At 50.1% G+C, this 16144-nt stretch carries 18 protein-coding genes; all 18 read left to right on the forward strand.

Annotated features, from left to right (window positions below):
* The first annotated feature begins 35 nt into the window (after positions 1 to 35).
* A complete protein-coding gene (locus DXA13_RS04135) occupies positions 36 to 752 on the forward strand; it encodes a class I SAM-dependent methyltransferase (RefSeq protein ID WP_118242051.1) in 717 nt (238 codons plus the stop codon).
* Entirely contained in the window at positions 739 to 1548 is an 810-nt protein-coding gene (locus tag DXA13_RS04140) for a Nif3-like dinuclear metal center hexameric protein (RefSeq protein ID WP_118242052.1), read from the forward strand. Before DXA13_RS04135 ends, DXA13_RS04140 begins: the two co-directional genes overlap by 14 nt.
* 83 nt (positions 1549 to 1631) lie before the next feature.
* Positions 1632 to 2954 carry a nucleoside kinase gene (locus DXA13_RS04145; RefSeq protein WP_347559688.1) on the forward strand — a complete coding sequence of 441 codons (1323 nt, stop codon included), beginning with the start codon at positions 1632 to 1634 and terminating at the stop codon, positions 2952 to 2954.
* Between the two features lie 8 nt (positions 2955 to 2962).
* Positions 2963 to 3286: a hypothetical protein gene (locus DXA13_RS22770; RefSeq protein WP_347559689.1), complete on the forward strand. Its 324-nt coding sequence runs from the start codon at positions 2963 to 2965 to the stop codon at positions 3284 to 3286.
* 35 nt (positions 3287 to 3321) lie between these two features.
* Positions 3322 to 4305 carry an ABC transporter permease gene (locus tag DXA13_RS04150; protein ID WP_243008960.1) on the forward strand — a complete coding sequence of 328 codons (984 nt, stop codon included), beginning with the start codon at positions 3322 to 3324 and terminating at the stop codon, positions 4303 to 4305.
* Positions 4302 to 5258, forward strand: coding sequence for an ABC transporter permease (locus DXA13_RS04155; protein WP_118242053.1), 957 nt, complete (start codon positions 4302 to 4304; stop codon positions 5256 to 5258). Before DXA13_RS04150 ends, DXA13_RS04155 begins: the two co-directional genes overlap by 4 nt.
* A 33-nt stretch (positions 5259 to 5291) precedes the next feature.
* Positions 5292 to 6980 carry an ABC transporter ATP-binding protein gene (locus tag DXA13_RS04160; RefSeq protein WP_118242054.1) on the forward strand — a complete coding sequence of 563 codons (1689 nt, stop codon included), beginning with the start codon at positions 5292 to 5294 and terminating at the stop codon, positions 6978 to 6980.
* A 23-nt stretch (positions 6981 to 7003) separates the two neighbouring features.
* Positions 7004 to 8623 carry a peptide ABC transporter substrate-binding protein gene (locus DXA13_RS04165; protein WP_181995521.1) on the forward strand — a complete coding sequence of 540 codons (1620 nt, stop codon included), beginning with the start codon at positions 7004 to 7006 and terminating at the stop codon, positions 8621 to 8623.
* Positions 8624 to 8965: 342 nt separating this feature from the next.
* Entirely contained in the window at positions 8966 to 9445 is a 480-nt protein-coding gene (locus DXA13_RS04170; RefSeq protein WP_347559697.1) for a Na+/H+ antiporter subunit E, read from the forward strand.
* On the forward strand, positions 9442 to 9774 hold the full coding sequence (locus DXA13_RS04175; RefSeq protein WP_118242056.1) for a monovalent cation/H+ antiporter complex subunit F: 333 nt from the start codon (positions 9442 to 9444) through the stop codon (positions 9772 to 9774). Before DXA13_RS04170 ends, DXA13_RS04175 begins: the two co-directional genes overlap by 4 nt.
* Positions 9771 to 10091 carry a monovalent cation/H(+) antiporter subunit G gene (gene mnhG / locus DXA13_RS04180; protein ID WP_118242057.1) on the forward strand — a complete coding sequence of 107 codons (321 nt, stop codon included), beginning with the start codon at positions 9771 to 9773 and terminating at the stop codon, positions 10089 to 10091. The genes DXA13_RS04175 and mnhG overlap by 4 nt, the downstream gene beginning before the upstream one ends.
* A complete protein-coding gene (locus tag DXA13_RS04185) occupies positions 10078 to 10320 on the forward strand; it encodes a hydrogenase subunit MbhD domain-containing protein (protein WP_118242058.1) in 243 nt (80 codons plus the stop codon). The genes mnhG and DXA13_RS04185 overlap by 14 nt, the downstream gene beginning before the upstream one ends.
* 1 nt (position 10321) lies before the next feature.
* On the forward strand, positions 10322 to 11251 hold the full coding sequence (gene mbhE, locus DXA13_RS04190; protein WP_118242059.1) for a hydrogen gas-evolving membrane-bound hydrogenase subunit E: 930 nt from the start codon (positions 10322 to 10324) through the stop codon (positions 11249 to 11251).
* Positions 11252 to 11259: 8 nt separating this feature from the next.
* Entirely contained in the window at positions 11260 to 11619 is a 360-nt protein-coding gene (locus DXA13_RS04195; RefSeq protein WP_118242135.1) for a cation:proton antiporter subunit C, read from the forward strand.
* 14 nt (positions 11620 to 11633) lie between these two features.
* Positions 11634 to 13151 (forward strand): proton-conducting transporter membrane subunit, encoded by a 1518-nt coding sequence (locus DXA13_RS04200; RefSeq protein ID WP_243008962.1) that lies wholly within the window; start codon positions 11634 to 11636, stop codon positions 13149 to 13151.
* A 10-nt stretch (positions 13152 to 13161) separates the two neighbouring features.
* Entirely contained in the window at positions 13162 to 14640 is a 1479-nt protein-coding gene (locus DXA13_RS04205; protein ID WP_118242060.1) for a proton-conducting transporter membrane subunit, read from the forward strand.
* A 14-nt stretch (positions 14641 to 14654) separates the two neighbouring features.
* Complete coding sequence (locus DXA13_RS21490) at positions 14655 to 15152, forward strand: hypothetical protein (RefSeq protein ID WP_243008963.1); 498 nt, start codon at positions 14655 to 14657, stop codon at positions 15150 to 15152.
* On the forward strand, positions 15149 to 16129 hold the full coding sequence (locus DXA13_RS04210; protein ID WP_243008964.1) for a proton-conducting transporter membrane subunit: 981 nt from the start codon (positions 15149 to 15151) through the stop codon (positions 16127 to 16129). Before DXA13_RS21490 ends, DXA13_RS04210 begins: the two co-directional genes overlap by 4 nt.
* Positions 16130 to 16144 lie beyond the last annotated feature (15 nt).

Raw genomic sequence — 16144 nt, forward strand, 5'->3', positions numbered from 1 at the left:
AGAGGATAAGCGGGAAAACCGGAGCGGAGAACAGGATGAATTTATCATATCGTTTAAAAACAGTTGCTTCCTTCGTACCAGAAGGGAGCATTGTTGCTGATATCGGGACGGATCACGGTTATATCCCGATCTATCTGGCAGAACAGGGAAAAATTACCCATGCAGTAGCCATGGATGTGAGAACGGGGCCTCTCGAGAGGGCAGAAGAACATATACGTTCCCATGGTCTGAAGAACGTAATTGAAACGCGTCTGAGCGACGGCCTGAGAGAACTTCGGCCTGGCGAGGCCGATACGGCGGTTATTGCCGGAATGGGCGGAGAATTGATGATAAGAATTCTCTCAGAGGGGCGCCATATGTGGCCGACCGTGAAGAGATGGATTCTCTCCCCCCAGTCCGATCTACATAAGGTGAGAATTTATCTTAGGGAGAATGGATTTCCAATCGAAAAAGAGACGATGATTCTGGACGAGGGGAAGTACTATACCGTAATGGCGGCAGGCAGGAGGGCGGAGGCTCTCCGGAACTGTACGGGAGAAAAGACGATCTACGACTTTTATGGAAAATGTCTGATTCAGGACAGGAACCAGGTTCTTTCCGGGTATCTGGAATGGGAACGCGGCCAAAAAGAAAAATTGCTCGAAGAGCTCCAAAGCGGCGGTGCACAGATGACGGAAAGAGCGGTTCTGCGTATCCGAAGCCTGGAAGAAGAACTGAAGCGCATAAAGGAGGCACAGGATGAAATGCAGTGAAATTATAACCATTTTAGAGGAGCTGGCGCCGGTATCATGTGCATGCGAATGGGATAATCCCGGCCTGCTTGCAGGGCGCAGCGATAAGGAAGTAAAGAAAATCCTTGTGGCACTGGACGCCACGGATGAAGTAGTTGAGAAAGCGGCGGAGGAGAAAGTGGATTTGCTGCTTACACACCATCCGCTTCTTTTCCGCCCGGTAAAGAAGATCAACGATCAGGACTTTATTACAAGAAGGATCCTGAAGCTGATCAGGAACGACATTTCCTATTATGCCATGCATACGAACTTTGACAGCGCGCCGGGGTGTATGGCCGATCTGGCGGCCGGTCTGCTGGGGATGAAGGAGACGCAGCCTCTGGAGGAGATGGGCCTGATGAGGACGGCGGACGGAGAAGTGCCCTATGGCATAGGCAAATTTGGACTGCTTCCGGAGAAGATGACGGTAAGGGAAGCGGCAGAATATGTGAAGGAAAAGTTCGGGCTGAATTTTGTGACGGTTTATGGACTGGATGAGGGAAAAGGAAAGGCGGAGAAAATTGCCGTCTGCCCGGGATCCGGTGGAAGCGAAATCGAAGTCAGTCTGGCTAAGGGGGCGGAAATCCTGGTGACAGGAGATATCAGCCATCATCAGGGGATCGACGCGGCGGCCAGGAATATGGCTGTTATCGATGCAGGCCATTATGGACTGGAATATATATTTATTGGTTTTATGGCAGGGTATCTGAAGGAGCATTTAAAGGACGAAGCAGAGGTGACCGAAATGCCAGTTCATTTTCCTGTAAGTTTCGCATAGGCAGAGGGATTTAAATGGAACCGGGATAGCAGCAGGCAGGTGCAGCAAAGCTGACAATTGAGAAAAGGAGGATTTCTGACCGTATGATATCAGTAACGGTGAATGGAGAACCGAGGACGTATGAAGAAGGTGCCGCGCTTCTGGAAGCGGCAAGGGAATTTCAGGACAGATATGAAGATGATATTCTACTGGCATCCGTGGATGGAAAACTGCGTGAACTCTGGAAAAAAATGAAGGATGGTAGTAATATCACATTCCTTACGAAGCAGGATAAGCCTGGGGTCCAGACATATCAGAGGAGCACGATCCTGCTTTTGCTGAAAGCATTTCACGATGTGGCCGGATCGGAAAATATTGATAAGATCACTCTGGAATTTACGCTTGGGAGCGGCCTGTATGGAGAGGCGGCGGGAAAATTCGCACTGGATGAGTCAATGCTTCAGCAGGTGAAGCTGCGGATGGAAGAACTGGTCCAAAAGAAGATTCCGATCAAAAAGAGAAGTGTGAATACGGACGATGCGATTGCCCTGTTTAAGAAATATGGAATGCATGACAAGGAAAAACTCTTTAATTACCGCCGAGTTTCACGCGTCAACATCTACAGCCTGGAAGGATACGAGGATTATTTTTACGGTTATATGGTGCCGGATACGGGGTATTTAAAGAATTTTGACCTGATCCTCTATAAAAAGGGCTTTGTGCTCATGATTCCCATGTACGGATCTTCGGATGAACTGCCGAAATTTGAGCCTAAGGATAAACTCTTTTCGATTCTTAAGGAATCCGATGAGTGGGGAGAACGGATGGGCGTGGCTTATGTCGGGCGGCTGAACGAGGAGATCAGCAGAGGAAACAGCCGTGAGCTGATTCTGATTCAGGAGGCCCTTCAGGAGAAGAAAATTGCCGATATTGCAGGCAAAATCGTCTCCCAGCCCGATAAAAAGTTCGTGATGATTGCAGGACCGTCTTCGTCGGGCAAAACGACATTTTCCAAAAGGCTGTCCATCCAGCTGCGGGCGCAGGGCCTGACGCCTCACGCCATATCGGTGGATGACTACTTTGTGGACAGAGAAAACAGTCCGAGGGACGAAAATGGAAATTACAATTTTGAGGCTTTGGAATGTATTGACGTGGAGCAGCTTAATCAGGATATGAATGACCTTTTAAACGGCAGAACGGTGGAGATCCCGCGGTTTGACTTTAAAAAGGGAAAACGGGAATACAAGGGAGATTTCCTCACAATGGGGGAATCGGATATCCTGGTTATGGAGGGGATCCACTGTCTGAACGACAGACTTTCCTATGCCCTGTCAAAGGATAATAAATTCAAAATATACATCAGTGCGTTGAACCAGCTGAACATCGATGAGCACAACAGGATCCTACTACGGACGGACGCCTTTTAAGAAGGATTGTGAGAGACGCCAGAACGAGAGGAAACAGCGCGAAAGATACGATTCGGATGTGGACTTCCGTCAGAAAAGGCGAAGAATCCAATATCTTTCCGTTCCAGGAAGAGGCAGATGTCATGTTCAATTCGGCGCTCGTCTACGAAGCGGCTGTGCTGAAAATCTTTGCAGAACCGCTGCTGTTCCAGATCGAGAAAGGCTGTGAAGAATATGTAGAGGCCAAGCGTCTTCTCAAGTTCCTGGACTACTTCCTGGGTATCGACAGCGGCCTCATTCCTCAAAATTCCCTGATGCGGGAATTTATCGGGGGAAGCTGCTTCCAGGTATAAGCCGCAAGGTTAAGAGGCATTGGTAGAAATGAGAAATGACGGAAGAAAAGCGTGGTGACAAATTAATGGGACGATATATTGCAAAGAGGATACTGATTGCAGGCGCATCGCTGCTTGCTGTTTTATTCATTCTCTTTCTGCTTATGGACCTTCTTCCCGGTTCACCTTTTAATGATGAGAAACTGACGGCGGCCCAGCTGGAAATACTGAATGTGAGGTATGGACTGGACCGTCCGTTTTTTGTGAGATTTTTTACATATGCGGGACGCATGCTTAGGGGAGACCTGGGGATATCGTATTCTGTGGCTAAAAATATGCCGGTTGATGTTCTGCTGGCGGAACGCCTTCCTGTGTCTCTGAAAATCGGCGGTCTTTCCATTTTGACCGGCGGGGCGGCGGGGATTCTGCTTGGCATGGCGGCAGCCGTAAAGAAAAACAGGGCGGCTGATCTGATTGCGGGAGCCATAGCCGTGATCGGTGTCAGTCTCCCATCTTATGTGCTGGCGTTAGCGCTTTCCTATACCTTTGGATTTCGGCTGAAATGGTTTCCTCTGCTCTATAAGGCGGAGGCAGCCGGCTGGTCATCCGTTCTTCCGGCTCTGGCCTTGGGGGTGTTCATGATGGCTGCGGCAGCACGGGTCATGAGAGCTGAGATGATCGAAGTGCTGGAATCCGACTATATGATGTTTGCTGAGAACAGGGGGCTGCCGGGAGGCCGCCTGATTTTTGTACACGGAATGAGAAATGCGCTGATTCCTGTCATTGCCGTACTGGCACCGATGACGGCGGCAGTCATGACAGGTTCACTGGCGGTGGAGAAGATATTTTCCATTCCGGGAGCAGGCAGCCTGATGGTGACGGCTATTCAGGCAAATGATTATAATGTGGTGGCGGGCCTGGCTTTCGTATACAGTGCGGTCTACATTGCCGTTATGCTGGCTGCGGATCTCCTCTATGAACTTCTGGATCCAAGGATCAGGATTACAGGAGAAAGGCAGACAGGGAGAGGCAGAACATGATGAAAGGAAAGACGGAAGGCAAAGGCAGATTCAGAAGAAAATTAAATAGGAAAACAGCGGCCGGGCTGTGGATTCTAGCGGCTGTCCTGTGCCTGGCAGCGGCGGGACCGGCTGTGAGCGGGTATACGTTTGACGACCAGAGGATAGAAGAACAGAATTTGGCTCCCAGAATTCCGGGATTGGAACGGCTGGGGATATTTGACGGAACGGAGACGGTCGTGACATCGGAAGGACGAAAGCAGCGAAACCGATATGAGGAAAACGGCCTGGGTGATACGTATTACTGGTTTGGAAGCGATGTTCTGGGCCGCGATATTTTTACCAGAACATGGATGGGAACAGGAATATCGCTGCTGATCGCATTACTGGCTGTTGCAGCAGATATGGCGGCCGGAGTGGTCTATGGAATGGTCAGCGGTTATTTCGGCGGCCGCGTGGATTTTATCATGCAGCGCCTGACGGAAATTATAAGCGGAATTCCCAGCCTTGTGATCGCTACGCTGCTGATTCTCGTTCTCCGTCCGGGATTTCTGGCAATTGCCCTTTCCATAGCGGTTACCGGCTGGATTGGAATGAACCGCGTAGCGAGGGCTAAAGTGCTGGAGCTGAAGGAACGGGAGTACATCATAGCGGCCAGAACGCAGGGCGCCGGTCATCTACGCCTGCTTTTCAGAGAAATTCTTCCCAATATGACAGGTCCGATCCTGGTAACGACGTTTCTGTCCGTTCCGAATGCCATTTTTACAGAGGCTTTTCTGGCCTTTATAGGCCTCGGCATACCGGCGCCTTATGCTTCGCTGGGAACCTTGATCAGCGAGGGATTTCAGGTTTTTACCATCCATCCGTATATGATCGTTCCACCCGCTTTTGTATTGATTGCCGTTATGATGGGCTTTAATCTGACGGCGGACGGGCTCAGGGATATGGCGGACAGAAAGAACAGAGAAGGATAGGACAGCAGTAGAACAGCAGAAGGAGTAAGGCAGTTGGAAAAACAGTTTGACGAGAAATGGAAATTGAATAATCGGCTGAAAGAGGACGTGCTCCTGGCCGTACAGAATCTGACCGTTCGTTTTCCGTCGGGCGCCGGGGAGACAGAGGCGGTACGGAGTGCCGATTTCTTTGTGAAAAAGGGAGAGGCTGTTGCGATTGTGGGAGAATCCGGCTCTGGAAAGACATCCCTTATGCGGGCATGCATGGGCCTTTCCGGAACGGGAACTGTTGCAGAAGGAACGATACTTTTCGATTTCGGCCAAGATAAGGGCATGGAAGATATTCTTCATATGGGAAAGAAAGAACGGAGAAAGAGAGTCTATGGCCACAGAATTGTTATGCTGTTTCAGGATCCGGCTGTCTGTCTGAATCCGACCATGACCATTGGAAGCCAACTGACAGAAGGGCTCCGCCTTGGCAGAAAAATAGGTAAAAAAGCTGCATTGGAAGAGGCGGCGCATTTGGTGGAAGAGGCCGGTATGGATGGCAGCGGACGCATTCTGGCCTCTTATCCACACCAGCTGTCCGGCGGTATGAGGCAGAGAATCGCCATGCTTCTCGCCATGATTCCCAAACCGGACCTGCTCATATGTGACGAACTCTCATCATCTCTGGACTCCATGACAAGGCGGCAGGTCTTTGAACTGGTGGAGCAGGAGCGGAGAAAACGCGAAATGGCCGTCATTTATGTGACCCATGACCTGGATCTGGCAGCCAGAAACGCCGATTATGTAGAAGTCATGTACGACGGAAAAATTGTGGAAAGCGGCGCGCCGTCTCGTTTGTTTAAAAATCCAAAGCATGCGTATACGAAAAAACTTCTGGCCGCCGCAGGAGAAATCAGAGAGGCGCCAAAATTGAAACTGCGGGAAGCCGCATCGGGCAGTCCTCTTCTGGAGGTAGACGGCCTGCAGCAGTATTTCGGAGGAAAAAAAGGCGGTGGGGTGAAGGCTGTGGACGGCGTCAGTTTCCGCATTTGGCCGGGAGAGATATACGGGCTCGTAGGACAGTCCGGAGCGGGTAAATCGACGATAGGCCGTATTATCATGCATATCCATGAGCCGGTAAAGGGAACGATCCTGTTTGATGGAAAAGATTATTCCGGACGGCTTACCATGAATAAAAAGCGGGAGCTTTACAGCCAGGTTCAGATGATCTTTCAGGATCCGGCCGCCTGCCTGAATCCGGCGAGACGTATCATTGATATTGTGGCTCAGGCGCTGGACATCCTTCCCGGGAAAATGAATAACGAAGAGAGGGAGAGACGTGTCAGCCAAACGCTGGAAGCTGTGGGGCTTTCTGATGAAATCCTATACCGCTATCCACACCAGCTGTCCGGCGGCCAGCGCCAGAGGGTGGGGATTGCCAGGACGATCATAGGAAATCCCAGGCTTGTGATTGTAGATGAGGCAGTGAGCGCTCTGGACCCGCTGGTGCAGTTTCAGGTGGCAGGCCTATTAAAGGAGATACAGGAGCGGACGGGAATGGCCATGCTCTTTATTTCCCATGATTTGAATGTGGTCCGCCGAATATGCGGCCGAATCGGGGTCATGTGCAGCGGTAAGATCGTTGAGGAAGGGCGGACAGAGGAAATTTTTGAGCATCCGTCCCATGAATATACGAGAATGCTCCTGAATGCAGCTCATGGGTACGAACGGAAAAAGGAGCGGATGGAACCGTGATGGAACTGAGGAAGGAATCTGGAATGAGACAAAAAATGATTTCATTTTTAATAATGGTTTTATGCGGTATGTTTCTCGTTTCATGCCGGAAGCCGTCAGAGAGTGAGCCGGTTTTGAAGCTTTCGCTGGATGCGGAGGTTTCAACGCTGGATGCCCAGGCGGCGGTCGACAGCGCTTCTCTGGAGGTGATCGGGAGTATTATGGAAGGGCTATATGCCATAGACAAAGATGAAACTGCCGTTCCTGCCATGGCGGAGAGAGAAGAGGTATCTGACGACGGACTGGTACATACATTTTATCTGAAAGAAGCCTGCTGGTCAGATGGAAGCCCTGTTACAGCAGATGACTTCGTGTACGGCTTTCACAGAGCGGCGGATCCGGCGCTAGCGAATGAAAACGCATATCTTCTGGACATTGCAGGAATCGCCAACGCGAAAGCCGTTTCGAGGGGGGAACTGCCCTTACATGAACTTGGAATCCGGGCGGTAGACGAGAAGGTGCTGGAGATTACCCTGGACAGGCCTGTGCCGTATTTTCAATCGATGCTGGCGTTTCCGCTGTTTTTTCCGGCGAAGGAAGCGTTTGTTGAAGCATGCGGAAATGAATATGCAATGACGCCTGAACGGCTTCTTACCAACGGCCCTTTTATGATGGAACAATACAACCCGTCGGCAGTTTCATTTTCTCTTGTAAAAAATCCATATTATAAGGGGGAAGAAGGGAAGGTAGAAAAAATCCACTATCAGGTAATAAAAGACTCTCAGCAGGCGCTTCTGTCTTATCAGAACGGCGATCTGGATGTGGCTCCGTTAAACGGAGAACAGGCAGACCAGTTGAAAATCGATCCGGAATTTCATTCCTTCTTTCTCGGTTCCCTGTGGTATATTTCTCCTAACCAGAAGGCGAAAGGGCTGGAAAATGAAAAGATAAGGAAGGCGCTGGCCGTCAGCTTTGATAAAGAGGCGGTCACGGAGCGGATCATGAAAGACGGCTCAGTACCTGCCGGTTTTGCGGTGCCGAGAGGATTGGGAAAGGGGCCGGACGGTGCGGATATGCGGGATGACGGCACGGTTTATCTGGAGTACGACAGGACAGCTGCGGCAGAATACTGGAAACAGGCCAGAGAGGAGCTGGGATTGGGCGAAGGTGATACGATCTCTTATACACTGCTGGTAGAAGATACGGAAGCAGCCTCTCTCATCGCACAGTTTTTTCAGAATCAGGTCGAGAAAACGCTCCCTGGTATGATGATCCGTATCGAGAGGGTGCCGAAAAAGGTCAGGCTCTCCAGAATGAAGGATGGGGACTATGAACTGGGACTTGTGAGATGGGGAGGGGACTACGCGGACCCAACGGCATTTTTGGAAATGTGGACGACGGATTCCCCGTATAATTATGGCTCCTGGTCCGATGCAGAATATGATGCCATGATCCGGTATGCAAATAAAGGCTATCTTCACGGAGAAGAGGGAAAGCGGTGGAATACCTTAAAAGAGGCTGAGAAAATAGTTATGGAGCAGGCTGTGATTTTTCCTGTCTGCCAGAAGGCAAATGCGTATATGGTCAGAAAAACGGTAAAGGGAATGGAATTTCACCCTACAGGAATTAACAGGATTTTTCGAAAATGTGAAAAAATAGATTAATTGATTCTTCATGTCAGATAAGGTATAATAACCAAGTGAGCAATGAGACATGCAGAAAAAGAGGACTGGAATTGAGCATTGTGCTTGCACAAAATCAATACGGTCCTTTTTATTGAACAGAATTCCTGAGCCGGCTGCAGAAATGCGGAAAACTGGCTGCAGCCGGCTCAGGAATTCTGAAAGAAAATGAAAAAGGGCGGGATGCCTGCATAAAAGCAGAGATCAGTCCTTTTTTTCTACAGAAGGGATTTTTTATCCATTGTGTTAAAAAAATGTTAAAGAGCAGGGGGAAGAGGAGTTGTTTGCAGTCTTATATTTGATCTTTGTATTGTTGAATGGAAGCTGACGCCGGAAATACTGATATTGGGAATACCTGTTTCAGGCGCCGTCTACTGGTTCTGCTGCCGGTTTCTCGGATACCGCATGGACTACGACAGGGCCATTTTTAAAGTGATACCGCTGATTATGAAATATGCGGGGATTGCTGTCTGGGAAGTAGTGAAGGCAAACGTGGAAGTGATCAGGATTGTGCTCTCCCCCAGAATGAACATTGATCCCGTTATTTTTTATTTTAAGACGGACCTGAAGACGGCAGGAGCCAGAACGGCGCTGGCCAATACGATTACACTTACACCAGGTACGATTACCGTCTCCATTGTGGAGGACATGCTGTGCATTCACGCGTTGAAGAGAGAGATGGCGGAGAGCCTTCCCATCTGGCATATGATTCGTATCCTTCATCAGATCGAAGATACGGCGCTGAAGGCTTCAGGCTCCGGCGTGATAATAGAGAAGAAAGAGGAGGCAGGCGGAAAAGAATGAGCAGGGAAACATTTCATATGATTCTGATTATTATTATGACTATCATCAGCATCAACATGATTTTCTGTCTGATCCGGGCTGCGATGGGGCCCAGGTTTTCCGACAGGCTGGTGGCTGTCAATATGGTGAGCACCAAAACGGTACTTATGATCGCGCTCCTGATCAAATATTTTGAAGAAAGTTTTCTGGTGGATATCTGCCTGATCTACGCACTGATCAGTTTCCTGACCGTAGTCGCGCTGACCAGGCTTCTGGCGGAGAGCGGAAAAAAGAAAAAGACGGCAAAAGAGGATAAGCCGGTAATGAAAGAAGGAGGAGAAAACGTATGACATACTTAATCGGAAGCGTTTTAATGGTGCTTGGAACGTTTGTGCTGTGCGTGGCTACATTCGGCATATTCCGGTTCCGTTATGTGCTGAACCGTATGCACGTCGCGGCCAAGTGCGATACGCTGGGCTGCCTTCTCATCCTGACCGGACTGATGATATCAAACGGATGGAATATGGAGACGGGGAAAATTGCCCTTATTATTATTTTTGTCTGGCTGACAAGCCCTGTGGCTTCTCATATGATCGCAGAAGCGGAGATGGACAGCAATGAAGAGATCGAAAAGGAATGCGAGGTGATATACCGTGAAGATATTTGAGATTATACTGCTGGTATTTCTAATCATATGTGCGTTCTGCGTACTGAGAAGCAAAAACCTTTTCGTGGCTGCGATTATTTTTATGGCATACAGTCTGATTATGAGCATCATCTGGGCCCTCCTTCAGTCGCCTGACCTGGCGATCACGGAAGCAGCCGTAGGAGCGGGAATCACGGGGATACTGATCTTTGTGACACTGAAGAAAATTGGAGCGTTAAAGGGGGAGTAGTATGGATTCCGATAAGTACCGTCATTTTTACAGGACCTTTGTAAACTGGGTGGAAAACGGGGATCCCTTCGATCCGGAGGAATTTAAGGAAGATGGGATATATTTTGAAGAATCGAAGAAAAGGAGGACGGGCAAGCGTCTGAAACACCGTGCGGAAGGATACGTTGTCCTTCACGGCGTGCCTGTGTTTACACGGGTCTACAGGATAGCCACCAGGCTGATCTGCCTGGCCTGCATGTGCATGCTGCTGCTCGTCGTATCCCACCTTCCGGAATTCGGCAGGGCGGACAACCCGTCCAACAATGAGGTTGTAGAACGGTATCTTTCGAAGGGGCTTGATGAGACGGGGGCTACGAACATCGTAACAGGTGTCATCCTGGATTACAGGGCGTTCGATACCTTTGGAGAATCCGTAGTTCTGTTCCTTTCTGTTATCAGCGTTGTGACACTTTTGAGAACCGGTGAAAAAAAGGAAGACCGGGCAGGAAAAAAAGAAGAGCCGCTGTGCGGGGGCGGTGGGGACATGATTTTGAAACAGGTGTCTGTCATCTTGATCCCGTTCATCCTGCTCTTTGGCATCTATGTGATTCTGAACGGGCATCTTTCCCCGGGAGGAGGATTTTCAGGTGGAACAGTGATAGGAGCAGGCCTGATTTTATATGCCAATGCTTTTGGATATGAAAGGATACACCGCTTTTTCAGCTTCCGAACCTTTACATATATCAGCAGCGGCGCGCTGCTCATCTACGGTATTTCCAAAGGGTATTCCTTTTTCTGCGGCGGGAATCACCTGGAATCAGGGATTCCCCTGGGCAGGCCGGGAGCCATTTTCAGCGGCGGCCTGATTCTCATTCTGAATATCTGTGTCGGACTGGTGGTAGCCGGTACGGTATACTGCTTTTATTCTCTGTTCCGGGAAGGGGAGGTGTAGCCGTGAGAATAGAAATGCTTTTTACAAATTATTATGAATCGGCCTCTGTAATCCTGTTCAGCATCGGCTTTGCCATGCTGCTTCTGCAGAGAAATCTGATTAAAAAGGTCATGGGACTCAATATCATGGATACGTCCGTTTACCTTTTTCTGGCAGCAAAGGGATATATTGCAGGAAGGGGAGTGCCCATTGCCGTTCCTGGAGAACCTGCTTTGGCAGACAGGTTTGTCAATCCCCTGCCGGGCGGGCTTGTGCTCACCGGAATCGTAGTTTCGGTCAGCGTTTCGGCCATTTTGCTGGCTCTGATCCAGAAATTTTACAATTATTACGGCACGGTCAATCTGGATGACATGCTGTTCAAGGATTAAGGGGAGGTGCTGTCATGATTCATTTTGCAGACAACATTCCCTTTATCAGCCTGTTTCTGATGATGATCGGAGGCGTGGTGACGCCTTTGCTGAATAACGAAAAGCGGGCGAGACGGCTGCACATTGCTCTGATTGCGGCGGTGGGGATTCTGTCATTCGTCCTTCTGTACGAAACGATCAGCGGTTATTCTTTTACGTTCATCATGGGCCATTTTCCGGCCCCATGGGGGAATGAAGTGAGGGCGGGAGCGTTTGAAGCACTTATGGCCTCTGTATTTTCCATCGTCATGCTGCTTTCTGTCATAGGCAATCTGCGTTCGCTGAAAACGGATATCAGACCGGAGAAGGCGCCTCTGTATTACGTTATGATGAATCTGCTGTTCTGCTCGCTTCTGGCTCTGATCTATACCAACGATCTGTTTACCGCATATGTATTTATAGAAATCAACACGATTTCCGCATGCGCGATCGTGATGGCAAAGGAGAACGGGGAAACGATTCTGGCCACGATCCGGTACATGATCATGAGCCTTTTGGGCAGCGGCCTGATTCTCATTGCCATAGCCATCCTGTACAGCCAGACGGGCCATCTTTTAATGGTACCGATGAAGGCCTCGATCGAAACCATCGTATCCTCTGGGAGAGACGTGCTGCCGCTTAAAATGGGGCTGGCCATGATAACTGTGGGCCTGGCGGTGAAGAGCGCATTATATCCGTTCAGCTCCTGGCTGCCGGGAGCCCATGGAAGCGCCACGTCGGCGTCCAGCGCAGTCCTTTCCGGACTCGTTCTGAAGGGCTACATCATTCTTCTGCTCAAAATATTTTTCCGCGTATTCGGACTGGATACGGTAGTTCTCTTTCACATGGACGATGTACTCTTTGTTTTTGGGGCGTTTGCAATGGTCATGGCGTCTGTAAAGGCGCTGCAGCAGCAGACGATAAAGAGAGTAATTGCTTACTCGTCGATCTCTCAGATCGGCTACATATTCATGGGAATCGGTATGGGAAATATCGCAGGATATACGGCTGCAGCCTTTCACATCATTTCCCATGCGGCTACAAAGCCCATGCTGTTTACAGCGGCGGGAAGCCTGATGGATGCGAACGGCCATAAACCGGAAATCAGCAGCATGAGAGGAGTAGGAAGACAGAATCCTGCCGCAGGTCTCGGCATTATCGTGGGCGGTATGGCGATGATCGGCATTCCTTTTTTCTCAGGATTCATCTCCAAGATCACATTCGCAATGGCTTCGTTCGGTTCGGAAAAATCCATCGTCACCCTGGGAGCGCTGGCAGTCAGTACGGTTTTGAACGCCATGTATTACATCCCGCTCATGATGATTGTCTTTTCCGCAGGTGATGTGGGGACTGAGATCAATGAGCACGACCACGCGGTAAAAAAGCCGTTTTATCACGCTGGAATGCCCTTCTATGGGGCTATGGCCGTTTTTATAGCAGCCAATGTATTTCTGGGAACATGTTATGAGCCGATTATCCAGATTATCGGAGACGGCCTGCTTCAATTCGGATAGAGGAGGAATTATGGGAGATATTCTGTATTTGCTGCTTCCGGTCGTATTCCCGATAACGTCCGGAGCGCTGATCTGGGCCGTAAAACCGGGAAGGCGGGCGGTGCGCTGCCTTTCGTTCCTCGCATTTGGAACGGAAATCTTATTTGTGGCGCTGGCCGGAATGGCAGCCTTTGGAAAGACGGCCGGAATCTGGCAGCTGTGCCAGGGTCTGGAGATTCGCCTCCGCCTGGACGGGCTGGGTCTTTTAATGGCTGTTCTCGTTCCATCGGTCTGGCTGCTGGCGGCCGTATTTTCATTCGAATACATGCTCCATGAAGAGGAAGAGTACCGGTTGTTCGGATGTTTTCTCATGTCATCCGGTGCGCTGATCGGGGTGGCCTGTGCGGCAAATTTCGTAACGCTGTATACATTTTTTGAGCTGATGACCTTAGCCAGTGTTCCCCTTGTATTTCATTCCAGAAAAAAACAGGCGATCAGGGCGGGTATGGTCTACCTGGCCTATTCCATGTTCGGAGCCTCCCTTGCGCTGGGATCCTTCTTTTTCCTGAGCCACTATACATCGGATATGAACTTCGCTCTGGGCGGCGTGCTGGAGGCGGAAAAAGCGGCGGGCCACGAAAACTTTCTTCATGTGCTGGCGTTTCTGTCCATCGCAGGATTTGGAGCAAAGGCGGGCCTTATGCCTCTTCATCCGTGGCTTCCCACGGCACATCCGGTGGCACCGGCTCCCGGAAGCGCCGTGCTTTCCGGGCTGATTACGAAGGCGGGAATCGTAGCGGTCATCCGCATGGCGTATTACATCTTCGGGGTAGAATTCCTGGCGGGAAGCTGGGTACAGACAGTTCTGCTTTCCATGGCTCTCATAACGGTTTTTATGGGGTCCATGCTGGCATATAAGGAGAAAAAACTGAAAAAACGCCTGGCCTATTCTTCCGTCAGCCAGCTTTCCTACGCCTTGTTCGGTATTTTTCTGCTGTCGCCGGAAGGACTTTACGGGGCTTTGCTTCAGGTTGTATTCCATGCATTGACAAAGAATACGCTGTTTCTCTGCGCTGGCGCTGTGATCTATAAGACGGGGAAGAAGTGGGTCTATGACCTCAGAGGAATCGGTAAAGAGATGCCGGTTGTCATGTGGTGCTTTACCCTGGCCGCTGTTTCGCTTGTGGGAATTCCGCCTGCCGGCGGCTTTCTTGCGAAATGGCATCTGGCCGTTGGAGCGCTTGAGGGCTCTTACGGTGTAATTTCTTATCTCGGTCCGGCCGTCCTTCTTATCAGCGCGCTTTTGACGGCAGGATATCTGTTCCCGATTTTTATTGAGGGATTTTTCCCTGGAAATGACTATGACTACGGCAGCCTGAAAAGTGCAGAGCCGACGCTGCTTATGAAGGTGCCTCTGATCGTGATGAGCAGCGCCCTGTTCCTCATAGGAATGTTCGGAACGCCTCTGTTCACCGCACTGAGGGAAACAGCCGCGTCTATGATCGTATAGAAAGGAGAGAAGATATGAGAGAAATCTGGCTGCTTGTGCCGATCATTCTTCCGATTCTGACAGGGATGGTCATTCTTCTCATCCGCCCGAAAAAGAGAGGCGTTCTCTGGTGGATTACAGGAACAGGCGTTACCCTGACTTCAGCCGCCATTTTCCTGCTGGCGCTTTATCCGCCGGTTGGCCGTCTGGTGCTCTTTTCCTTTGGAAACAAAATGGTGTTTTCCCTTGGAGCAGACGGGCTTTCCCGGGTATTTGCGGCGATGATCGCTTTTTTATGGCCTCTGACGACCATGTATTCCTTTGAATATATGAAGCACGAAGGCCGGGAAAATAAATTTTTCTGCTGTTTTTCCATTACATATGGAGTGGTAACCGGCATTGCCTTTGCAGGAAGCCTCATTACCATGTATTTTTTCTATGAGCTGATGACTTTTATCACCCTTCCCATGGTAATGCATTCCATGGATAAAAAGGCCGTCTATGCAGGCAAGAAATATCTGCCTTTTCCATGACAGGGGCGGCGCTGGCGTTTGTCAGCCTGATCGCGATCTATCACTATTCCACTACAATGGAATTCGTCTGGGGCGGAGTGCTGGAGAGCGGGATTTCGGGAACAGAAGCGACTCATATGTATGCCGCTTTTCTGCTGGCCTTTTTTGGCTTCGGTGTAAAAGCAGCCATTATTCCATTTGAAAGCTGGCTTCCGACGGCTTCTGTGGCGCCGACGCCGGTGTCGGCCCTGCTTCATGCGGTAGCCGTTGTAAAGGGCGGCGTGTTCGCTATCATGCGGCTGATATACTGGATATTCGGCCCTGATTTCCTCTATGGAAGCTGGGCTCAGGCCATCGTAATCGGCGTGGCGGGGGCAACGATTATATATGGATCGGGAAGAGCGTTTTTTACCCAGCATCTGAAGAGGAGACTGGCATATTCCACGGTCAGCCAGCTTTCCTATATCCTGCTGGGCATTACGCTTATGACGCCGGCCGGTCTGTCAGCCGGCCTGACCCACATGATTTTTCACGCATTTATGAAAATCACGCTGTTCTTCTGCGCAGGGGCGGTGCTTTATAAGACGGAGCAGGAATACGTTTACCAGATGAAGGGGGCAGGGAAATCCATGCCTGTCATATTTTTCTGCTTTTCCGTCATGGGGCTGGCACTGGTGGGGGTTCCGCCTTTGGGAGGCTTCATCAGTAAATGCCGGATCGGAATAGCGGCGGCCGGGTCGGGAGTCCTGATTGGGAATCTTGGTGTATGCGCGCTGATCCTTTCGGCGCTTCTCACCCTGTTTTACATGGCGACGGTGATCGCTGCGGCGTGGTTTCCGGAGAAGGGAAAAGAAGAGAAGATATGGGATGAAAAACATGATCCGAACTGGATGATGAAACTGCCCGTCATTACGATCACAGCCGTCTGTGTTCTTCTGGCGCTCAATGCCGGAAAAATGACGGCAGTTTTCGACAGAATTGCATCCGGAATGCTTTGAAAAACATCAGTATAT

The sequence above is a fragment of the Clostridium sp. AM58-1XD genome, assembly GCF_003464085.1.
Classification (GTDB): Bacteria; Bacillota; Clostridia; order Lachnospirales; family Lachnospiraceae; genus Lachnoclostridium_A.